At 67.4% G+C, this 20,836-nt stretch carries 18 protein-coding genes; 13 read left to right on the forward strand and 5 right to left on the reverse strand.

Annotation, left to right across the window (positions count from 1 at the left end; genetic code table 11):
- Positions 1-228: 228 nt before the first annotated feature.
- The 7 genes from JZ792_RS22410 to JZ792_RS22440 all read left to right on the forward strand — a co-directional run bounded on the left by JZ792_RS22410 (position 229) and on the right by JZ792_RS22440 (position 9,773).
- A complete protein-coding gene (locus tag JZ792_RS22410) occupies positions 229-2,205 on the forward strand; it encodes an N-6 DNA methylase (RefSeq protein WP_216913006.1) in 1,977 nt (658 codons plus the stop codon).
- Positions 2,202-2,852 carry a hypothetical protein gene (locus tag JZ792_RS22415; RefSeq protein ID WP_216913008.1) on the forward strand — a complete coding sequence of 217 codons (651 nt, stop codon included), beginning with the start codon at positions 2,202-2,204 and terminating at the stop codon, positions 2,850-2,852. The genes JZ792_RS22410 and JZ792_RS22415 overlap by 4 nt, the downstream gene beginning before the upstream one ends.
- A 28-nt stretch (positions 2,853-2,880) precedes the next feature.
- The gene (locus JZ792_RS22420; protein ID WP_216913010.1) at positions 2,881-4,308 is read left to right on the forward strand and encodes a serine/threonine-protein kinase; all 1,428 of its coding nucleotides are present in this window, start codon (positions 2,881-2,883) and stop codon (positions 4,306-4,308) included.
- A gap of 50 nt (positions 4,309-4,358) precedes the next feature.
- Positions 4,359-5,003: a hypothetical protein gene (locus tag JZ792_RS22425; RefSeq protein WP_216913012.1), complete on the forward strand. Its 645-nt coding sequence runs from the start codon at positions 4,359-4,361 to the stop codon at positions 5,001-5,003.
- 278 nt (positions 5,004-5,281) lie between these two features.
- Positions 5,282-8,191 carry a type 1 periplasmic-binding domain-containing protein gene (locus tag JZ792_RS22430; protein ID WP_216913014.1) on the forward strand — a complete coding sequence of 970 codons (2,910 nt, stop codon included), beginning with the start codon at positions 5,282-5,284 and terminating at the stop codon, positions 8,189-8,191.
- A gap of 97 nt (positions 8,192-8,288) precedes the next feature.
- Positions 8,289-8,486, forward strand: a complete 198-nt coding sequence (locus JZ792_RS22435; protein WP_216913016.1) for a hypothetical protein — start codon at positions 8,289-8,291, stop codon at positions 8,484-8,486.
- Between the two features lie 51 nt (positions 8,487-8,537).
- Complete coding sequence (locus JZ792_RS22440; RefSeq protein ID WP_254190171.1) at positions 8,538-9,773, forward strand: Fic family protein; 1,236 nt, start codon at positions 8,538-8,540, stop codon at positions 9,771-9,773.
- Between the two features lie 196 nt (positions 9,774-9,969).
- Here the strand turns inward: JZ792_RS22440 and JZ792_RS22445 are convergent, their stop codons facing one another.
- The gene (locus JZ792_RS22445; RefSeq protein ID WP_198654665.1) at positions 9,970-10,146 is read right to left on the reverse strand and encodes a hypothetical protein; all 177 of its coding nucleotides are present in this window, start codon (positions 10,144-10,146) and stop codon (positions 9,970-9,972) included.
- Positions 10,147-10,420: 274 nt separating this feature from the next.
- Here JZ792_RS22445 and JZ792_RS22450 point away from each other — a divergent pair, with 274 nt between their 5' ends.
- Positions 10,421-11,623, forward strand: coding sequence for an argininosuccinate synthase (locus JZ792_RS22450; RefSeq protein ID WP_109529977.1), 1,203 nt, complete (start codon positions 10,421-10,423; stop codon positions 11,621-11,623).
- 1,068 nt (positions 11,624-12,691) lie between these two features.
- Positions 12,692-14,128: an argininosuccinate lyase gene (gene argH, locus JZ792_RS22455; RefSeq protein ID WP_216913018.1), complete on the forward strand. Its 1,437-nt coding sequence runs from the start codon at positions 12,692-12,694 to the stop codon at positions 14,126-14,128.
- Between the two features lie 31 nt (positions 14,129-14,159).
- On the opposite strand, the gene JZ792_RS22460 is transcribed toward argH, so the two are convergent.
- Positions 14,160-14,858 (reverse strand): hypothetical protein, encoded by a 699-nt coding sequence (locus JZ792_RS22460; RefSeq protein WP_216913020.1) that lies wholly within the window; start codon positions 14,856-14,858, stop codon positions 14,160-14,162.
- Between the two features lie 78 nt (positions 14,859-14,936).
- Between JZ792_RS22460 and JZ792_RS22465 the strand changes: the two genes are divergently transcribed.
- Complete coding sequence (locus JZ792_RS22465) at positions 14,937-15,260, forward strand: DMT family transporter (RefSeq protein WP_216913022.1); 324 nt, start codon at positions 14,937-14,939, stop codon at positions 15,258-15,260.
- Position 15,261: 1 nt separating this feature from the next.
- Here the strand turns inward: JZ792_RS22465 and JZ792_RS22470 are convergent, their stop codons facing one another.
- Positions 15,262-16,248, reverse strand: coding sequence for an alpha/beta hydrolase (locus JZ792_RS22470; protein WP_308165403.1), 987 nt, complete (start codon positions 16,246-16,248; stop codon positions 15,262-15,264).
- A 271-nt stretch (positions 16,249-16,519) separates the two neighbouring features.
- Entirely contained in the window at positions 16,520-17,335 is an 816-nt protein-coding gene (locus JZ792_RS22475) for a TetR/AcrR family transcriptional regulator (protein ID WP_308165404.1), read from the reverse strand.
- Between the two features lie 127 nt (positions 17,336-17,462).
- On the opposite strand from JZ792_RS22475, the gene JZ792_RS22480 reads away from it, so the two are divergent.
- Together JZ792_RS22480 and JZ792_RS22485 are read left to right on the forward strand one after the other, a co-directional pair.
- Positions 17,463-18,287: an SDR family oxidoreductase gene (locus JZ792_RS22480; protein ID WP_216913024.1), complete on the forward strand. Its 825-nt coding sequence runs from the start codon at positions 17,463-17,465 to the stop codon at positions 18,285-18,287.
- A 33-nt stretch (positions 18,288-18,320) separates the two neighbouring features.
- On the forward strand, positions 18,321-18,773 hold the full coding sequence (locus tag JZ792_RS22485; protein ID WP_216913026.1) for a pyridoxamine 5'-phosphate oxidase family protein: 453 nt from the start codon (positions 18,321-18,323) through the stop codon (positions 18,771-18,773).
- A 10-nt stretch (positions 18,774-18,783) separates the two neighbouring features.
- Here JZ792_RS22485 and JZ792_RS22490 read toward each other — a convergent pair whose 3' ends face one another.
- Positions 18,784-19,959, reverse strand: a complete 1,176-nt coding sequence (locus JZ792_RS22490) for a serine hydrolase domain-containing protein (RefSeq protein ID WP_216913035.1) — start codon at positions 19,957-19,959, stop codon at positions 18,784-18,786.
- A 146-nt stretch (positions 19,960-20,105) separates the two neighbouring features.
- Here JZ792_RS22490 and JZ792_RS22495 point away from each other — a divergent pair, with 146 nt between their 5' ends.
- The gene (locus JZ792_RS22495) at positions 20,106-20,831 is read left to right on the forward strand and encodes a GntR family transcriptional regulator (protein WP_216913037.1); all 726 of its coding nucleotides are present in this window, start codon (positions 20,106-20,108) and stop codon (positions 20,829-20,831) included.
- The last annotated feature ends 5 nt before the right edge of the window (positions 20,832-20,836 follow it).

Raw genomic sequence — 20,836 nt, forward strand, 5'->3', positions numbered from 1 at the left:
GGTCGGTGGGGATCGCGGGCGGTGTCGGCGCAGGCTTCCACGGGTCGATCGGTCCTGCGGGTTCGGTGTTCATGGGGCTCCTCGATGCGGGCGGTTGGTTTCGATGATGGACTCCACCTGTGATGTGAAACTGTAGGAAAGCATGAAAGCAATGTCAATTGATATCAGAGATTGCTTTTTGCTTACATCTGGGTCAGGGTTGCCTCGGGTAACAGGAGAGGAGAGGGCATGTCGGAGGTCAGCGCGTCCGAGATCTCACGGCTCGCGGGCGTCACCAGGGCGACGGTCAGCAACTGGCGGCGCCGATACGACGACTTCCCCGGTGCCGTCGCCGGTACCGATACCCGCCCGTTGTTCGACCTGCGTCAGGTGCAGGAATGGCTGTCCGAGCATGGGATACAGGTGTCGGAATCACCGGCCACCGACCTGCGTACTCTCCTGCGGTCCCGAGAGCCGGGAACCGTCACCGAGGTGATGCGAGCGATCCGTCGCATCGATGACGGCTGGCAGGTGTCGGACCCGGACACGACCGACGCGGAGTTCGCGGCGCAGGTCGCGAAGGCGGTGACACGCACGGTCGAGACCGACGGCGCTCGCGTCGCCTTCGACACCCTCGCCGAACGGGCGATGGACGGTGTCGCCGCCACCGGGGTCTACACCACACCGCCGGAAGTCGCCGCACTGATGGTCGCACTGTCGGCGAATCGATCCGGAGCGCGTGTGCTCGACCCCGCGTGCGGAAGCGGTTCGCTACTTCTCGCGGCTGCCGAGGGCGGAGCCGCCGAAGTATCGGGCCAGGATCTCGTGCCGGTGCAGGTCGAACGCGCCCGGCTGCTGCTGGCCTCGGAGCCTGCCGTCGCGGCCGAGATCCGCCAGGGTGACAGTCTGCTCGCCGATGCCTTCGAGGGCCGACGATACGATGCCGTGCTGTGCAATCCCCCGTACGGGCAACGTGATTGGGGTTCCGGCGAACTCGCGCTCGACAGCCGATGGGATTACGGACTGCCGCCACGAGGAGAACCGGAACTGGCCTGGGTCCAGCACACGATCGCCCACCTGAATCCCGGAGCGGACGCCGTCCTGCTGCTGCCGCCCGCCGTCGCCTCGCGCGCCGGCGGTCGTAAGATTCGGGCGAATCTCGCCAGGACCGGTGCATTGCGCGCCGTGATCGGCCTACCACCCGGGGTGGCTCAGCCCTGGCATGTCGGCCTACAGATCTGGATCGTGCGAAGGTCGGAGCACGGTGTCGCCGTGCCCGACGCGCTGTTGTTCGTCGACGCGACCGCATTGCCCGATGTCGTCCGCGAGGAGCGGATCGACTGGGATCGCTTCGGCGACAACATCGTCCGGCTGTGGCGGGAATTCGACGACGGGGATGTCGAGCGCGCCGAAGTATCCGGTGTCGCCGCCGTGATCCGGGCGGTGGACGTCCTCGACGACGAGGTCGACCTCACTCCCGCCCGCTATGTGCGGTCGTCGCTGGACGGCGGCGCGATCTCCGGTCAACTCACCGCGGCCCTGGACACCCTCGGTGCGGCAGCCTCGGAATTGACCACGATGGCCGCCGGGATCACCGGCTGGTCGGAGACAGCGGGTGTCCCCTGGCGGTTCGTCGCGGTCGCGGATCTGGCCTCGCACGGTCAGCTGGAGTGGATTCGCGCCCTACCGCCGAGTGCGGATCGGGCGGCCGCCGGAGATACCAGACCGGTACTGACAGCCCCCGACGTCGCCACCGGCGCATCGGCCTCGGCGACGGTGGAATCGGCACGACCCTCCGAAGAGGTCGAGGTCCGATCCGGCGATGTCCTGATTCCGACGGTACGCAGTGACCGCGGCAGCGCGAGGACCGCGCGGGTCGCGGGGCCGCAGGACGCGGGTGCGCTACTGGGGCCGCATATCCATCTGTTGCGTGTCGACAGTGCCCAACTCGATCCGTGGTTCGTGGCAGGATTCCTCACCGGCAGCGAGAATATCTCCGCGACAAGAACATCCACCGTGCGGTTCGACCCGAGCAGGCTTCGCATTCCGGTCGTCGCGCTGGCGGAACAACGACGGTACGGGGCCGTGTTCCGGCAGCTGTTCCTGCTGAGAACCACGGCGGGAGCCGCGTTCGCCACGGCCGAACACGTCACCGAACTCATGACGACCGGACTGACCGCCGGGGCACTCGCGCCGGGCGATCCGAACCTCGCGGGTCGACCATGATCGACAACCTCGGTGACTACGACGCGTTGTCCGCGACGCTGCGGGACGAGCCGATCGCGATGCCGCCCGAACTGGCCGTCGACGCGACACCACGGGGCGCTGTCTCGATCGAAGATCTGATCGAGGCGGGAGCGCTGTCGGTCTACGAATCGCCGCCTACGGTCGAGGTCGGCACGGGCACCGTCGAACTGCTGACCGCGAAGGACATCCGCCTCGATCGGCCACCGTCGCGGCGGGGGTCGCCCGGCACGGCGGGAGCCGTCACGGTCCGAGTCGGTGATGTCGTTGTCGTCATGGGGGCCGACGCGGCTGTCGGAGTGTGCGCGCGTGACGGTGCGCTGCTGGGGCCCGGAATCCATCTCGTCCGGGGCAATCCGGACACCTTGGATCCGAGGTTCCTCGCCTGTGTGTTCCGGGCCGCGGTCGAGGCCGCCGACGGCAGACCGTTCGATCTGTATCGAGTCGAAGTTCCGCGCATTCCGGTGATCGAACAACGCGATCGTGGCGCGGCCTTCATGCGGCTGCTCGAACTCGAGTCGTCCTGGCGACGTCGACGTGCGAGCATCGAACACGTGATGCGCGCGGGCATCGGGGGACTTGCCGCAGGAACCTTGCGGCCCGCCCTCGGCGACCAGCACGGCGTGTGACCCACCAGGATTCACGGAGGTAGCGGCGGTGCAACCACAGGTCGTCGGAGATCGATACGAACTGGTCGGGCAGATCGGCGCCGGTGGAATGGGGCAGGTCCACGAAGGCTTCGACCGCCACCTGAAACGGCGCATCGCCGTGAAGTTCACCCAGACGAGCCTCGACGGCGATCCGGACTGGACCAAACGATTCTTCCGCGAGGCCGAACTCATGGCCCGGCTGCACCACCCCGGAATGCCCGTGATCCACGACGCGGGTACCGTCCCGGGCAATCCCGAGCGGCCCTATCTGGTGATGGAATACATCGAAGGAATCACCTTCGGCGAACTCCTGGATCGGCGCGGCCCCTTGCCGGTCGGTGTCGTCGCCACACTGGGCGCACAAGTCGCCGCCGTACTCTCGGCCACCCACCGAAATCGTGTCTATCACCGGGATCTGAAACCGTCGAACCTCATGTTGTGCGCCGACGGGACGGTCAAGGTCGTGGATTTCGGTCTCGCGGTGGTTCTCGATACCGACATGACCCGGTACACGAGCACCGGGCAAACCCTGGGCACCCCCGCTTTCATGGCGCCCGAGCAGATCGAGGGCCGACCGGTGCTGCCGCAGACCGACCTCTACGCGCTCGGTCTCGTCCTGCACGAACTGCTCACCGGCGACCGGGTGGTGTCGGGAAGCACGCCGTACGCGGTGTGGCAGAACCAAGTTCACCTGCCCTCGCCGGATATTCGGGAGATCCGACCCGAAATTCCTTCCGACATGGCCGAACTCATCATGAGCATGCTCGCCAAATCACCCGACCAGCGCCCCGAGGACGCGACCACCGTGCACTCCGTCCTGCTCCGACACGCCACCGAACTCGACGCCCTCCCGGAAATCGATGATCTGGCCGGCCCGGCCTTCCTGTACGCCAAAGCTGTCGGTGCGACGGGAAAATCGCCCGGCGTCCCGGCAGGCCACGTACCCGCGGCGGTCGTCGGCGCGTCCGTCATTTCGGTGGGCGCGGCGCCGGACGTCGATATCAGTCGCGGTGACCTGCGACGAGCGGTCGAACGAGCGCGCGAACTGGCAGACGACTCGCGATACGATCCGGCGCTGCACGCGTTGGAAACCATGGTGGACGTCGCCGTTCCCGTGTTCGGCTCCCGTGACGCGGACGTCGTCGAGGCCCGCATGCAACTCGCCGAACTGCGCTTCGAGGACGGGGCCTATGCCGCCGCGGCCGAAACCTATCGCGGTCTCGTCGAAGATCTCACCGCCGAACGCGGTCCCTACGACGAACAGGTGATGTTCTGTCAACGCAAACTCGCTTCGTGCGATGTGCGACTCGGTGACGTGGTCGCCGCGCTGACGAGACTGCGACTGCTGCACCGGCAGATGGCGGTTCGCTACGGGGAACAGGATCGCCGTGTGATCGAACTGGCGAATCTGATCAGAAATATCGAAGCCGCCTGAGGTGTTTCGATCAGGTCTCGTCGCTGATGACCTCAGAAAGGGGACCGTTCATGACCATTCACCGTCCAGGTGTGCCGGAGGATCTGCCCGCGGCCGAAATACTCTGGGCACGTTGGGCATTACTCGCGGCCGTCGCCGCGACCTCGGCAGACGAGTCGAAAACCGGTCATCGCACCGGTATCTGGCTCGACGCCGAGGGGCTGCATCTCGATGACTGCGGTTGCACGTGGTGGACCATGTCTCGGATGGGAGACGGCCGCTTCGTGCTCTACGGCGAGGATGAAGCGAGCACCGTGAAGTTCCACGCGCCGACGATCGATATGCTCGCGGGCGCGCCGGACTGGCTCCCGTTCGAGGAACTGCACGACCGGCTGGAGGGGTACGAGCTGGGCTGCGTCTACTGGTACGAGGGCGGTGTGTGGGCGCGTGCCTTCTATCCGGATGATCTCCGTGACGACGGTCTGGACTGCGGGATGAGCCGTTTCGTGGATCGGGAGGATGTGCTCGGCGAGTTGCGTCTCTACCTGATCGAGGGCGATCACGGGCCGAGCGCGCACCACCTGCTGTCCGATGCCGAGGTTTATCGGCTGGAAGCCCGCGTGCTTCTGGACCGCCTGCGCGCCGTCGGCCCGACGGATCTCGACGCTGTGACCCGGACAATTGCCGCGGCAGGCTTCGCCGCACAGACCGCGTGAGAACCCGGCGGCGGAATCGTGCGCGGCCCCGTCCTGCATGGTCGGACGGCCGTGGTCCCCGGAGCGGCGCGGCCGTTCGCCGGTGCCGACGAACCACACGGCGCGGGCAATGCCCGGGATGATTCGCTGCCTGCGATGCGATGAATTCGGTGCGACATGCGGGCGTCCGTGAATTCGATCTGATGCCCGGTTCCGCACCGCGCGGTACAGTCGCCCGTTACATGCGGACGCAATTCCATACGCGGCCGTAGTTCTGAGCAAGTGGGGGAGGCCGTCGGGTGCCAGAGGCGAACGACATCGGCAAACTGCTCGAATTCGTTCGAGCGCTCAATGTTCCGGATTCGCGCCCGCGGGTGTTTCGCACGCTGATCCGTCGCCGACGGCCGTTGCCGCGCCCCCTCGTCGGCCTGGTCGATGTGCCGCCGTCGAGCGCGCTGCTGGTCGAGATCTACCGCTGGCTCGGTGAATCCGGAGGTCGGCGGGCAACTCCGCGTGCGCGAGTGGATCTTTCGGCGCCGGGGTTGCCGCCGGACGCGTTGGCTCCGGACCCGAACGCCACCGGTCAGGAGATCGAGGGGCATTGCCTGCCGATCCTCCAGCGATTGGTCGAGGGCTTCTCCACCGATGACACCGCGATGGGGCCGATCAGGTTTCCGCGCTACCGCACCGCGGATTGGTTGACCCGACAGCGGGTGACCAGCGACGAGACCGAGGCGGCGGTGGAACTGCGCGCCCGGTTGCCGAGGTTGTTGCGCAGTGGTTCGCCCGCCAGGTCGGCGGATGGCGCGAGCGAGGCCGCCGCGGGGGATGTGCTGTCGCGCACGGTGTTCGCGGTGCTGGCGCTGTGGCCGGTGCTGCGGCTGTGGTTGTGGATCAGCGGCGGTCGTATCCCCGGCATGTCGAAGGTGACCCGTTGGTTCATGCGCCAGCGCTATCTCGCACCCGAACTGTCGGACAGTTTCCTGGGTTTCGCGACCCGCCTCACGGCGTCGGGGCGCAGCGACGAGAACGACGAGCAGATCGCCAAACTGCTCGTGCACGCCTTCCTCGAGGATATGCGCGACGCCTACTGTCGTCCGCTCTGGCGCCCGTCCGGCTGGCGGCGCACCGCCTATCCGGTGGCGTTGCTCGGGCCGGTCGCTCCCGACAGCGCGGGCGCTCGACTTCTCACGCGTATCAACGACATCCGCAACGAGACGGGCTTGTTCGATCCGCTGGTGGTGCTGGCCTGTCTGGAGTCGGCACCCGCCCGGCCGCAGGCCCGTGACCTCGGTCGGATCGGTGACCTGACGAATCTCGACACGCTGGAGAGTCTCGTCGACCGGCCGTCCTCGGACGTGGAACCGGATCCGCTCCAGCGCTGGCTGCGCAATATCGACCACATGCGCACCAATCGGCTGCCCCACGCCTGGTCGCTGCCACTGCGGGTGCGACTACCCGACCCGCTGAACGGGACCGTGCGCGACCCGCGCTACGCCCACCTGGCGGTGCCGCCGTCGCCGCCGCCCGCCGCGCGTCGCGGGGTCGTGATGATGTCGGTGTTGCTGCCGGTCCTTCTCCTGGTGGCCGCGACACTCGTGGCCGTGCCCGCCCTGCGCGGGGTGCCGTGCACGCATTGGCCGTGGACGTCGGGTGTCTCGGTGGAAATGCACGAGGGTGAATGCGTCGGTTACAGCGACAACGCTCGTCAGGTGTTCACCGACGACCCCTACCTGAAAGCTATTCAGCGGGAAGTCTTCCGGCTGAACGACGAGGCCGAGGGCGCGCGCAGGACCAATCCGCGCAGGCCGCTGATGACGCTGGTCTATTTCGCCGGTCTCAGTTATTCCGACGCCAATGCGCGCTACCCGTCGGCGCAGGTCGAAGAATTGGCGGGGATCGCGGTGCAGCAGCGGCTGGCGTTGATGAAACGTTCCGAATCCGAGCCGCTGATGCGCGTGGTGATCGCCAACGGCGGAACGGAGATGCGGCACGCGCCGCGCGTGGTGGACAAACACCTGCGCGGGCTTTTTGCCGACGACGCGAGTGTGCTCGGCGTTGTCGGGATGGATCGCAGCAGTACCGCGACCCGCACGGCCATCACCCGTCTCGGTGATCTCGGCGTGCCGGTGGTCGCGACGACGCTGACGGCGAACGATCTCGCCAATGCCTCACCCCTCTACTTCCAGGCAACGCCGAGCAATGCCGAACACGCGGAACTCATCGTCGATTACGTCGAGGGCGCGCGCTATCCGCGCTCGTCCGACAAGGCCGGGCAGCCCCGCTTCCGGAAAGTGATCCTGTACTACCCGCAGGTTCCCACCGACCTCTACGTGACCACCCTGGTCGACAGCCTGACCGACAAGCTCGCCCGGCGAAATATCGAGATCGAACGGCGCACGTGGACCACGCAGCACGAACTCAACCGATTCCCCGCGTTCTGCACACCCCAGTTCGATCGGGAGACCCTGCTGTTCTACGCGGGGCGCAACGACGACTTCCCGGCCTTCGCGGGCTCGGTCGCCAACGGCTGCCTCAGCGGTGAGAGTCCCGCGATCCTCGGCAACGACACCCTCACCCGGGTGATCGCCGATCCCGAGGTGAGCAAAGGTCTGCCCCCCGGTCTGACCGTGCGGTATGTCGCCAAGGCCGCACCGGCGATCCTCGGTGGTCGTGCCTGTCTGGAAGGTAGAGCCGAAGTCGGTACCGCGAAGGTGCCCGCTGTCTATACGGCTCTGTGTGACACGGTGCCCGAACTCGTCGCGGACCTGCGCGGTTATCCCGACGTCCTGTGGACGGACAGACCGTCGTGGGTCGGGGATCGTCTCGGACTCGGCTATGACGCTTCCGGTCTCTTCCTCAACACCGTGCGTGTCGCCGAGACCGGGGATCGTCTGCCCAGTCGGTCGGCGGTCGCCATGCAGTTGCGGGACACGGCGGTTCAGGGTGTTACCGGGTACATCGACTTCACTTCCGGGCGCGTCGCGAAGACCTCGTCCCTGGCGGTGCTGGTCACCGAGGCGGGTGGAGAGGTCCAGCACCGGTGTCTGGTGATGTTTCCGATCTCGGCCGGTGAGAAGGGTGCCCCGGGTGGCGACGGGTGCCCGGCCGGAACCGGCAAGGTCGGGGTCCCCGATAGCGGCGGCGCGAAATCGTCAGATGACAGCGATCTCGAGGACTGGGTGAAGCCGCCCAAATCGGTTGGCTGAATTGGAGGTCGGCGGGATAGTCGGCGCGGTGTCGGGAGTTCGACCAGGCATGCGAGTGAGGTCAGCCTGGCGAGCCGTTCATTTCGCACAGGAGTCGATGACCGCGGCGAATGGCGGGCGGGGCATCAGCTCCGGATCGTGGTCGCTGACGCGCACAGATGCTGGCACGGACAGCCCAGGAATCGAATTCGACGACGAGCCCGCCGCGCTGCCGATGGCGCGATTCTCGCTGCTGCGTGCGCATGAGGTCGGTGGCGCACAGGTCGAGATCGCCGCGAAGACTGTGAGTCGGTAGGCATCCTGTGGCCTTATTATCGGCGGCATCGCAGCGGAGTGACGGCCGCACATGACGACGCGGCAGGTCGCGGTATCACCGCCGCGCTTCCGACGCGACGCGTCTCACGGCCTTCCTGACGTGATGATCACATCAATGAATCATGGGGTGATGTTGTATCCGACTCCGCAGTTGACCGAGCAGGACGAGCGGGTCTTGGCGGAGGTCGATGACATGCGTGAGCGGCTGCGCCATCAAGTGCAGGGCGTCTCCGCGAAGCGAACGGGCGGGCTTCGGAAGTTTCTTACCGCCGACGCGGTCGCCGCATCGAACTCGATCGAGGGATTCAAGGTGTCGACGGTCGACGTCGAGGACCTGATGGCCGGTGAGCAGGATGTCGACGTCTCCGACGAGAACCGCGAGGAAACTCTCGCCTATCAGCGGATGATGACCTACCTTCAATCGCTGCACGACGCGCCCGACTTCCGATTCGACAAAGGGCAGTTGAACGCGCTCCACTGGATCTTGCAGGGGCACCGGCATACATCCCGAAAGCCCGCCGGTCGATGGCGCGGCGGCCCGGTCTACGTGACGGACGCGCGTGACCCCAGCATCGCTGCCTACACCGCGCCTCCCGCCGAGCAGATCCCCGCACTGGCAGAGGAGTTGGTGGACTGGCTGAACGCTCGCGACGACACGCATGCGCTCGTTCGGGCCGCCATGGCCCACCTTCATCTGGTGTCGATCCATCCCTGGTGCGATGGCAACGGCCGCATGTCACGCTCTTTGCAGACGCTGTTGATCGCCCGGGAGGGTGTGCTGGCGCCCGAGTTCTCGTCGATCGAGGCGTGGCTCGGACGGCCCGGAAACACGTGGGAGTACTACCAGGTGCTGGCCCGCCGCGGCGCGCATTACCGCCCGGATCAGGATGTCTCCGAATGGATCAGCTTCAACTTGCTCGCCTACCACCAGCAGGCGCAGACGGTGCGCGCGAGGTTCGAACGATCGGGTCGGGTGTGGGAGCGATCGTCGGAATTCGCGATGCGCTCCGGACTCGACGAGCGCATCGTGTCCGCACTGCACGACGTCGCGATGGCAGGCCGGGTTCGCAGGTCTCGGTACGGAGCGAGCGAGGGGCTGAGCGTGCAGCAAGCTCAACGAGACCTGAAGGCATTGACCGAACGCGCTGTATTGACTCCGGTCGGACGGACGAGGGCACGCTATTACGTCGCGGGGGAACGCTTTCCGGATGCTGTGCTGGAGCTCGCACGAACCCCCAGCGGCTTGGTCGATCCCTATCGTTCGTAGCGGGTGATCGTCAGCGGCGCGGCGGGACGTGGTGGCAGCGCTACTCGACGGCGCCCTTGTCGCGTAGGTTCCGGCTTGGGCGGACAAAGTCGACCGCGAGCGACGGGTTTCTGTCTTCTCCGTCGAAGAATGTCCGTTCAGGCCGGCCCCGTCCGCCGCGGCACACCGTGGCGGAGGGGCGTGCGGTCGGCGTCGGTCAGTAGTGACCCGGCGGATACTCGGAGAAGAACTGCTGGAGCAGGGGTGTCGCCAGGTCGAGGCCGAATTTGGTGACGCCGAGGCCGAAGTTGCCGAGGCCGATGACGACGAAACCGAGAAGGTCGCGATTCTGTTCGGCCAGATCCCGGAGGGGTTCGATGATGGTGCTGAACATAGGTCGGTCCTTTCGCATCCGAGCCGGATGGATAGGTCCAGACTTCCACAGCGTGGGGGCGCGGCCAAGGCTGGTTTCGGACACAATATGTGCAGGCAGGCGGAGTGGCCACCCCCGGGTTATGAATGAGCTTGCATCATCGTGCATAATCATTTGTATGACGGCGCGGGCCGGTCGAAGAGGTCCCGATGTGCCGGGTCCGGGTCGCGCTCACCGCTCGCAGGCGCGGGCCTCATACTGCTGAGACACGAAGAGAACCGAGGAGCACACAGACATGTCCGATCGCGTCGTACTCGCCTACTCCGGTGGGCTTGACACCTCCGTCGCCATCAGCTGGATCGGCAAGGAGACCGGCGCCGAGGTCGTGGCCGTCGCCATCGATCTCGGTCAGGGCGGCGAGGACATGAACGTGGTGCGTCAGCGCGCCATCGACTGCGGCGCGGTCGAGGCCGTCGTCGTCGACGCGCGTGACGAGTTCGCCGAAGAGTACTGCCTGCCCACCATCCAGGCCAACGCCATGTACATGGGCGAATATCCGCTGGTCTCGGCGATCAGTCGGCCGCTGATCGTGAAGCATCTGGTCGAGGCGGCCAAGTTCCACGGCGCCACCACCGTCGCGCACGGCTGCACCGGCAAGGGCAACGACCAGGTCCGCTTCGAGGTCGGCATCGGCGCGCTCGCGCCCGATCTGAACGTCATCGCGCCGGTCCGCGACTACGCGTGGACCCGGGAGAAGGCCATCGCCTTCGCCGAGGAGAACAAACTCCCGATCAACGTCACCAAGAAGTCGCCGTTCTCCATCGACCAGAACGTGTGGGGCCGCGCGGTCGAGACCGGATTCCTCGAGGATCTGTGGAACGCGCCGACCAAGGACGTCTACGACTACACCGCCGACCCGACCGTCAACTTCGAAGCCCCCGACGAACTCATCGTCAGCTTCGACAAGGGCGTACCGGTCGCCATCGACGGCCGCCAGGTCAGCGTGCTCGAAGCCATCGTCGAACTGAACCACCGCGCGGGCCGCCAAGGCGTCGGCCGACTGGACATGGTCGAGGACCGGCTCGTCGGCATCAAGAGCCGCGAGATCTACGAGGCGCCGGGCGCGATCGCCCTGATCACCGCGCACCAGGCGCTCGAGCACGTCACCATCGAGCGTGAACTGGGCCGTTACAAGCGTCAGGTCGAGCAGCGCTGGAGCGAGCTGGCCTACGACGGCCTGTGGTTCTCCCCGCTCAAGCGCGCGCTGGACGCCTTCGTCCAGGACACCCAGCAGCACGTCTCCGGCGATATCCGGATGGTGCTGCACGGCGGTTCCGTCGTGGTCAACGGACGTCGCTCGGATCAGTCGCTCTACGACTTCAACCTGGCCACCTACGACGAGGGTGACACCTTCGACCAGTCGCTGGCCAAGGGTTTCGTGCAGATCCACGGCCTGTCCTCGAAGGTCGCCGCGCGTCGGGATCTGAACCAGAAGTAGTCGCACGGGTGCGGCGTCGGTGGTATGAATCGCCGACGTCGTCGGCGCGCTTCGCCCGGCGGCACCGGGCGGCGCGATTCGCGGTACTGCTCGACGGTCTACCAGATGACGTCGGCGGGACTGTCGGCAAGAGCGCGGTGACGATCGGCGTACCGCCGGACGGCCGCCTGGACGCTGATCAGTCACGGGCAGCGTCGGGCGACCCGATTGAGTGGAGATCCACCGGTTTCGGGTCGACTCGTCGCAGGAGATCGGTTGGTCACCGACAGTTCGACCAGCGCCGACAGGTCGGTCGGTGTCGACAGATCGGCCAGCACCGATAGGTCGGTTTGCAGCGACGGTCCGGTCGGTATCGATAGTTCGGCTGGTCACGGACCTTCGGTCAGCACCGACGGATCGGAGGGCACCGGCGGACCGCCGGACCGACGGATCTCGGTCGGATCGGCCGGAACGGACGGTGTCAGGTCGCCAGTCCGGAGGTGCTCGGTCCGGCGGTAACCGTCGCATGAGCTCGACCCGGTCGAGATTCACGACATGCTCGATCCGGATCCGGAGGTACCTCTCATCGACCGACCGCTGACCACCTGTGCCGCCGGTCCTGTCCGACGGCAACTCGAATCGGCACCTGTCAGTCGCCGCGTTGCCAGGCTCAGCGCGGCAGTCGCATGCCCGGATACGGCTTGGCGCTGCTGCGACAGCCGGTGCGCGCAGGACCGGTGGCCTCGCTGTCTACGCGAAACAGCGGCCTGTCGATGCCGGAGCGCGCATCGCGGCTGTTCATCGCTCTGGTCACCCACGAGCGACATGAAGCGCAACTCGCGTCGTGCGCTGGACCTGCCTCGAGTCGGGGATTGCCTCCTGAGCCCCGCTGACTTCCGGCAGCGACAGCGCGCCCGTACGCCCGAACACTTCGGCGCACACCCCCGAATCCACACCCCAGCGGACACGGCACACCGACCCTGCGTGCCGGTGACGTTCGGCTCTGCTGGTTCGATGGTCACGACCGTGTGGCCACCGACCCGGCCACCCGACAACCGACTTCCCCATCCGACCGAAGGAGAGCCAACGATGACATCCAGCGAGCACTCGTCACACAGCGGCACGAACGAGGGTGCGCTCTGGGGTGGCCGCTTCGCGTCGGGCCCCGCCGCCGCCATGGCCGCGCTGAGCAAGTCGACGCATTTCGACTGGGTGCTCGCCCCCTACGATGTCCGCGCGTCCAAAGCGCACGCGCGCGTGCTGCACAAGGCGGAACTGCTGTCCGACAGCGACCTGTCCGGCATGCTCGCCGGATTGGATCGCCTTGCGGTGGACGTTGATTCGGGTGCGTTCGGTCCGCTGGAATCCGACGAGGACGTGCACGGCGCGTTGGAACGCGGACTGATCGAACGGGTCGGCACCGAACTCGGCGGCCGGTTGCGGGCGGGACGTTCCCGCAACGACCAGGTCGCCACGCTGTTCCGGATGTGGTTGCGCGACGCGGTCCGTCGCGTCGCCTTCGGACTGCTCGAAGTGGTCGACGCGCTCGTCGCGCAGGCGGCCGCGCATCCCGACGCGGTGATGCCGGGTAAGACGCATCTGCAAGCGGCGCAACCGGTTCTGCTCGCCCACCACCTGCTCGCGCACGCGCATCCGCTGCTGCGCGATATCGACCGGCTGCGTGATTTCGACAAGCGCGCCGCCGTCTCGCCCTACGGCTCGGGCGCGCTGGCGGGGTCCTCGCTCGGTCTGGATCCGGAACAGATCGCATCGGAACTGGATTTCACCGCCGCCGCGGCCAATTCGATCGACGCGACGTCCTCGCGCGATTTCGCGGCGGAGGCGGCCTTCGTGCTGGCGATGATCGGTGTCGATCTGAGCCGGATGGCCGAGGAGGTCGTCATCTGGAGCACACCGGAATTCGGCTACATCACTCTCGCCGACGCGTGGTCCACCGGCTCGTCGATCATGCCGCAGAAGAAGAATCCCGACGTCTCCGAACTCACCCGGGGCAAGGCGGGACGGCTCATCGGCAATCTCACCGGCCTGCTCGCCACCCTCAAGGCACAACCGCTGGCCTACAACCGTGACCTGCAGGAAGACAAGGAACCGCTGTTCGATTCGGTCGCCCAGCTGGAACTGCTGCTGCCCGCCATCGCGGGCCTGGTCGCCACCCTCACCTTCCACACCGATCGCATGGCCGAGCTCGCCCCCGCCGGTTTCACCCTCGCCACCGATATCGCCGAATGGCTGGTTCGCCAGGGTGTTCCGTTCCGTGTCGCGCACGAGGCGGCGGGCGGATGCGTCCGGGCGGCCGAAGCCCGCGGTGTCGGACTCGACGAACTCACCGACGAGGAATTCGCCACCGTCGACCCCGCCCTCACGCCGCAGGTGCGCGAGGTCCTGACGGTGCAGGGTTCCATCGCCTCGCGCAACGCTCGCGGCGGCACGGCCGGTGTGCAGGTCATGGCTCAGCTCGACGAGGTGCGGACGCAGGCGTCGGCATTGCGTGACTGGCTGCGCTGAGATCGGTGACCGGACCGGGATGCCGCACCGGTCAGGTCGACCACGCGTCCGTTCGGCCCAGCAGATTCGCCACCCGTAGCAGCGGGGTGATGTGCTCGGGTATCGCGCGGACGCGGTTCAGGCGTCCGGCCGAGTAGGTCATCAGATCGTTGCCCGTGACGCTCCACAGGGGCACGGCGCCCGCGATGTGGGCGTCGATCAGGTCCGGCCCGACCAGGTGGCGGACGTAGCCCGGGTCGCGGCTCGCGATCCAGAAGCGGTTGTCGAACCAGATATTGCCGGTCGCGGTCGGTTTGTCGCCGAATATCGAGCGCTGGAGTATTCCGAGCGTGCCGCGCTGCACGACCGCGATCGGCGGATGCGGACGGTCCAGATGTACGACCGTCACGACGAAGTGGTGCGTCCGGGTGGTCGTGCGTGCCGTCCCGTCCGTCGACCGCTCGTTCGTTGTCGTCCGATAGTGATAGTCCGCGACCGTGACCCGCCTGCCGTCGAGCACGCGGGTGAGGACGACGCCGATGCCGCGCGCGTTCGCACCGGGCATCCGCGCTGTCCACAGCGCGTGGGGTCCCTCGGCGTACTGCCATCCGTTGTCCGCCGCCCACTGCCGCAGCGCGTGACGCCTGCGGTGCTCGGCGTGTACGCCGACCACGCCGAGGACCGCGGACAGGACGACGACCAGCGGCACGACGCACAATGTGCCCACCGCCACGTGCATGGGCAGGTCCACGGCCGATCCCCCAAGTTCTCGATCCCGGGGACGACCCGGTCCCCGCGCACCCGATCGTATCCTCGCTAGGGTGCCGTCATGACCTTTCTGTTCCTGGCTCTCGCGATCGTTTCCGAGATCTCCGCGACCATCTCGTTGAAACTGTCGGAGGGGTTCAGCAAGGTGATTCCGTCGATCATCGTGGTGATCGGATACTGCGCCGCGTTCTTCTTCCTGGCCCAGGCGCTCAAACGCGGTATGGCGATCGGCGTCGCCTACGGCATCTGGTCCGCGATCGGCGTGGCGGCGGTCGCCACGATCGGCGCGCTGTTCCTGGACGAGAAATTGACCCTGGTGCAGGTCGGTGGCGTCGCGCTGGTGATCCTGGGCGTGCTGGCATTGGAACTCGGTGGGGCGCACTGAGTTACGCGCCGCCACTCCAGCACGCGGTGGTGAAGCGGCGGATCTCCTCGGCGCGGTCGTCGTCCTCCGGTGCCCGGCCGAGGAATCCGCCGTGTCCGGCCGCTTCCCAGACGTGCAGTTCGGCCCGTATACCCGCCGAACGCAGCGCGCGGTGCAGGCGGACGGTGTCGGAGAGCAGCATGTCGCGGGTGCCGGAAAGCAGCAGGGTTGGCGGGAAGCCTGCGTGGAAGTCGCCGAACAGTGGTGAGACGTAGGGGTCGCGCAGATCGTTGGCACCCGCGTAGAGCAGTGTCGACGGCGTGGGACCGGTGAGGATGTTGTCGAGTCCGCGGTTGGTCTGCCAGGTGTCGCCGGATTCGGTGAGGTCGGCCGCCGGTGTCGCCAGGACGACACCGGCCGGTAGGGGGAGCCCCTCGTCGCGCGCCCGCAGGATCATCGCCGCGGCCAGGTTCGCGCCCGCCGACACGCCGCCGACCACGATCTCGCCGGGGTCGCGTTGTTCGAGCAGTGCGCGGTAGGCGGCGAGGCAGTCGTCGAGAGGGACGGGATACGGATGGTCCGGCGGCATCCGGTAGTCGACCGACCACGACCGTGCGCCGACCCGCAGCGCGTTGTCGATCCCGCGCAGGCGGCAGATCTCGCCGCCGCCCTGGGTGAACGCGCCGCCGTGGAATTCGAGGTAGACGCGGCGGTCGTCGGGATCGATCGCGTGCGGGGTGATGACGTATACCCCGGCCTCTCCGGCGGAGATCCGCTCCACCTCGACCTCGCGCGCGGCGTCGGAGGCCGGGGCCATCGCGAGGGCGGTCCGATCCATCTCGGCGATCAGCGTCCGCCAGCCGTCGGCGTCGTCGAGCGCGGGCCATTCCGGGGTGGGCGCGAGCGGGCCGAGCGCGAGGATGGCTCTCGCCTGTTCGCTCACCGAGGAGGGCACCGGGACATCTCGCTCCCGCAACCGCAGGGGTGGCAGTGACCGGCCGATCGTCACGACCGCCTCCTTCGAGAATGAAATTCTGAATTGAGAGAATAGCAATCTTGCAAGGCTCGGGCAATGATCGGATGCCCAGGCATCCTGGTCTATGTGGCCGAGTCGGTGCCGCGCCGACGGGGGAAGTCGGGCCTCGACCGCCACTCGTTGGCTGGGTCGAGCGTGACTCGTCGGCTGAACCGAGCGGGACCTGTCGGGTGGGCCGAGCCTGACTGTCGGCTGGGTCGAGCGTGATCTGCGGGCAGTCGCGCGCCACCACCTCGCCCAGCCGCTACCCGCTGCCGGTCACCGGCAGTCGACTGGCGACGCCGTCGAGGAACATCGCGACCCCGTGCGCGAACACATCGTCGGCGGGTGCGGCGACATACGCGGCACCCGCGGTGCGCAGGGCGATGTAGCGCTCGGCGGGCAGGCTGGCGAGCAAACGGTCGAACCCGTCCGAGCGGGAGGCCCCGAGTGGGCCGCGACCGGCGACACTGCGCTGGATATCGGCCGCTCCCGCGACGAATTGGATCATCGTGGTGGTGTTGAAAGCGGCCTGTTCGGGGCCGCTGCCCGCTTCGAGGAACAATTCCAGCGCGGCGTCGACCAGGCGCAGGGTGTTGGGTCCGTATCCGGCGGTGCCGCGGCCCACCGACGGGGGCAGTGGCTGCGACAGGATGACGCGCCGCGTCTCGTGCATCAGCGCTTCGGCGTCGGCGCGCCAGCCGCGGCCGGTGCGCGCGAGGCGGATGTCGCCCATGACGTGGTCGGCGATCAGCGCGATCAGTTCGTCACGGCCCGCGATGTGGCGATAGAGCGAGGCGCTGCTGGTATCGAGACGTTCGGCGACCCGGCGCACGGTCAGCGCGTCGACGCCGTCCTCGCGCAGCAGATCCACCGCGGCCGTGACGATCTTGGTGGTCGACAGGCCGCCGTCGCGCGGCCTGCGCCGGTTCTCCGTCGCGGCGCGTTCGACCCACCACTGCGCCGATCCGGGCTCGGGCGCGTCGGGATCCGGGCGGTCGGGGCGGGTCATGGCGCCGTGGACGGCGCGAGGTCGGGTCGGTAACAGCGCATTCGCCTCCATCCGCTCGTCGGGCAGCACCCTTGACAGTATGCGATCAGCGCTCGCATACTACCGAATCGGAAATGGGAGCGGTGATCGCATTGCGGTGGCGTCGTCACCCCGGCCGCTTCGCACGACACCGCACAGCGCGGCACAGGAGAACACAATGACGTTGTTCGACGCCTTCCGATTCGACGGCAAACGGGTGCTCGTGGTCGGTGGTGCGACCGGAATGGGCGCCGCCACAGCCGAACTCGCGCTCGCCGCGGGCGCCGAGGTCATCGTCGCCGACTGTGCGCCGATCACCATGGCCGGTGTGCGGACGATCGCGCTCGACCTGGCCGACGCCGCCACCATCGATGCCGCACTCGAACAGATCGGCGGGCCGGTGCACGCGCTGGTGGCCGCCGCCGGGGTCGCCGACGGCACCCCCGGTATCGAGCGGATCAACTTCCTCGGCCACCGCTACCTGATCGACCGGATGCTCGCCGCCGATCTGCTGCCGTCCGGCGCGGCGATCGGATTCATCTCCTCCTCGGCGGGTCTGGGGTGGGAATCGAATCTGACGCTGTTGCAGGAGTACCTGTCGATCACCGACTTCCACGACGCGGCGCGGTGGGCGGTGGAGCACGGCAAAGCGGACTACATGTTCAGCAAGCAGGCGGTCTGCGCCTACATCGCGACGCAGGCGCTGCCCTTGCGCAGCAGGGGAATCCGGATCAACGCCATCTGCCCCGGCCCGACCGACACCCCGCTGGCCCGCGCCAACGCCGCCAGCTGGCTCGGCTTCGGCGCCGACTTCCGCGCGGTGGCGGGAACCGAACCGGCGCGACCGATCGAACAGGCTCGTCCGCTGCTGTTCCTGTGCAGCGACGCCGCCTCCGCCGTCAACGGCATCACCCTGACCTCCGATTCCGGATACTTCAGTTCCGGGATGGCCGGATCGTTCCCCGCCGCGACGCCCGTGGTCAACTTCATGCTCGGGCGCTGAGCGCCACACGGCAACCGAAAGAGGTCGTATTCGATGAAAGAACAACGGCGAGGACGCAAGATCGCCATGACCCCGGCCGAGGTCGACGCCTTCCTCGCCGAGGAACGGACCTGTCGCGTGGCGACGACCGGCTCGGACGGGCCGCACCTGACGCCCCTGTGGTTCGTCTGGGACGGAACGGCGCTGTGGCTCAACTCCGTGGTGAAGAGTCAACGCTGGACCGATGTCGTGCGCGACCCCAAGGTCGCCGTGCTCATCGACGCGGGCCGTGAGTTCGACGAATTGCGCGGGGTGGAGGTTCGCGGGGTGCTGACCCCGGTGGGCGAGGCTCCCCGGACCGGCGCGCCCGACCCGGATCTGGCGACCCCCGAACTGTTGTTCGCCCGCAAATACGCGGGCCGCGACGAGATGCACTACGACGGCCGCCATGCCTGGTTGCGCCTGGAACCCACCAAATTCACCAGTTGGGATTTCCGGAAGATGTAGTGCCCGACGGCTATCCCTTCTTGGCCAGATTGTGGGCGACCGCGCCCAGCCGTGCCAGTCGCGCGTCGCCGAGCGGGGTCAGCCTGCCGCCGAGCCGATTGGTGACGAATCCGAGCGACATGCCCGTGCTCGGATCGGCGAACGCGCCCGAGCCACCGAGCCCGAAATGACCGAACGCCGAAATCGGTTCCGCCTTCGACGGTTTCATCGGCACGCCGTGATATCCGAGGCCCCACGGGATGCGGAACGCCAGCACGTAGTCGGGGGTGAACACCTGACGGGTGCTGATCGCTTCGATGGTCTCGGGACGGAGCAGTTGGTAGCCGTCGAGCGTGCCGCCGTCGGCGAGCGCGCCGTACATCCTGGCCAGCGCGCGGGCGGAGAACACGCCGTTGACGCCGGGCATGACCGAATCGTGCAGGCGCGGATCGGCGACCAGATCGGCGAACCCCTGCGGGGTGGTCTCGGCGGCGGCCGAGGTGAAACGGGTGCGGCCGAGCAGGTTCGCGCTGGCGTCCCAGTTCATGCCCGCGATGGTGAGACGCGGGAAGTTGGGGGCGATGCGATGGCGCTCGGATTCCGGCACCCGGAACCAGAGTTCCTCGGCGCCGAGCGGTTCGGCGATCTCGGTGCGCAGGAGTTCGGTGAAATCGGCGCCGCTCACCCGGCGCACGAGTTCGGCGACCAGATGTCCGAAGCTGATGCCATGATATCCGCTGGTCACCGTATGTCGCGGATCGGGTGTCGCGGCGGCAAGCGCTTCGGTGACCGCGGCGTCGTCGAGGAATGTCTGCGCCGGTCCCGGCAGCAGACCGCGCAGGCGATGCAGTCCGGCCCGGTGCGTCAGCAGTTCGCGGACGGTGATCCGTTCCTTGCCCGCCGCCGCGAATTCCGGCCAGTACTCGGCCACCGGCGCGTCGTAGTCGAGCAGGCCGCGTTCGGCGAGGCGGTGCAGCAGGGTGGACGCGACACCCTTGCCGGTCGAGTAGGCCATGGCCACGGTGTCGTGCTGCCACGGCTGGTCGGGGGCCGCGTAACCGGCCCAGACGTCGACGACGGGTTCGCCGTGTCGGTAGACCGCGAGGGCGCCGCCGCCGTCCGAGGGGCGGCGGAACAGCCGGTCGAATTCGGCGACGAGGGTCGCGTAGCGGCGGTCGACGAATTGCGTGGTCGGAATCGTGGTCATCGGTGGTGTCCTCCCTTCCGTCATCTCGTACAGCGTAAGACCTGTGGTCGAATCGTCATCTCGCCGCCCGCCGCGAGTGGTTGTGCATTTTCCTGAGCGTCACATCAGGAACCGAGATCGCAACACGTCTGTCCTACGGTGGGTCCATGCCTCCACGGAGACGTTCGGCCCTGCTCGCGAGGTTGGTTGTCGACGAGCCGGGTAGGCCACAGATCATTCTCGGCGAACTGCGCCGGGTGATCCTCGACGGGGCGGTGCCGCCGTGTACGGCGATACCGCTGCGCGAAGTGGCCGAATTATTCGGTGTCAGCCACATTCCCGTGCGCGAGGCGCTCAAAACGCTGATGGGGGAGGGGCTGGTCACCCACGAGCCGCACGGCGGCTATACCGTGGCACAGCTGACCGCCGCCGAACTTCGCGAAATGTACATCGTGCGTGAGACTTTGGAGAACGCGTCGCTCGCCGCCGCGGTCGCCAACGCCAGCGATGCCGACCGCGAGGAACTACGGGAGATCAACGCTCTGCTGGAACAGGCGATCCGCGACGACGATCCGGCCGCCTATCACCGGCAGTCCAGGCATTTCCATGTGGCGCTGACCCGGCCCTCACGCATGTTCCGGTTGCTGCACATGCTGGAATCGGCGTGGAACGTCACCGAGCCGGTGCAGTCCATGGTGCATATCGGGCGCGCCGACCGGGTGCGCCTGCACACCGACCACGCGCTCATGCTCGATGCCTTCCTCGCCCGCGACATCGACCGGCTGCTGCTCATCGCCGAAGGTCACCACCGCAGGCTGGAGAAGGTGATCGCGACGCTGCCCACCGACACCGGGCTGCTGGCGCCCGCGGAAGATATATCTGTCGTGCAATAGTCGGG

Origin of the sequence: Nocardia noduli, assembly GCF_019038455.1 — a bacterium.
Classification (GTDB): Bacteria; Actinomycetota; Actinomycetes; order Mycobacteriales; family Mycobacteriaceae; genus Nocardia; species Nocardia noduli.

Bases quoted from the DNA above. Each gene is read 5' to 3' on its own strand.
- JZ792_RS22425 (WP_216913012.1), top strand. From the start codon at position 4,359: ATGACCATTCACCGTCCAGGTGTGCCGGAGGATCTGCCCGCGGCCGAA.
- JZ792_RS22450 (WP_109529977.1), top strand. From the start codon at position 10,421: ATGTCCGATCGCGTCGTACTCGCCTACTCCGGTGGGCTTGACACCTCC.
- JZ792_RS22435 (WP_216913016.1), top strand. From the start codon at position 8,289: ATGACCGCGGCGAATGGCGGGCGGGGCATCAGCTCCGGATCGTGGTCG.
- argH (WP_216913018.1), top strand. From the start codon at position 12,692: ATGACATCCAGCGAGCACTCGTCACACAGCGGCACGAACGAGGGTGCG.
- JZ792_RS22490 (WP_216913035.1), bottom strand. From the start codon at position 19,959: ATGACCACGATTCCGACCACGCAATTCGTCGACCGCCGCTACGCGACC.
- JZ792_RS22495 (WP_216913037.1), top strand. From the start codon at position 20,106: ATGCCTCCACGGAGACGTTCGGCCCTGCTCGCGAGGTTGGTTGTCGAC.
- JZ792_RS22415 (WP_216913008.1), top strand. From the start codon at position 2,202: ATGATCGACAACCTCGGTGACTACGACGCGTTGTCCGCGACGCTGCGG.
- JZ792_RS22410 (WP_216913006.1), top strand. From the start codon at position 229: ATGTCGGAGGTCAGCGCGTCCGAGATCTCACGGCTCGCGGGCGTCACC.
- JZ792_RS22480 (WP_216913024.1), top strand. From the start codon at position 17,463: ATGACGTTGTTCGACGCCTTCCGATTCGACGGCAAACGGGTGCTCGTG.
- JZ792_RS22485 (WP_216913026.1), top strand. From the start codon at position 18,321: ATGAAAGAACAACGGCGAGGACGCAAGATCGCCATGACCCCGGCCGAG.
- JZ792_RS22445 (WP_198654665.1), bottom strand. From the start codon at position 10,146: ATGTTCAGCACCATCATCGAACCCCTCCGGGATCTGGCCGAACAGAAT.
- JZ792_RS22440 (WP_254190171.1), top strand. From the start codon at position 8,538: ATGACGACGCGGCAGGTCGCGGTATCACCGCCGCGCTTCCGACGCGAC.
- JZ792_RS22465 (WP_216913022.1), top strand. From the start codon at position 14,937: ATGACCTTTCTGTTCCTGGCTCTCGCGATCGTTTCCGAGATCTCCGCG.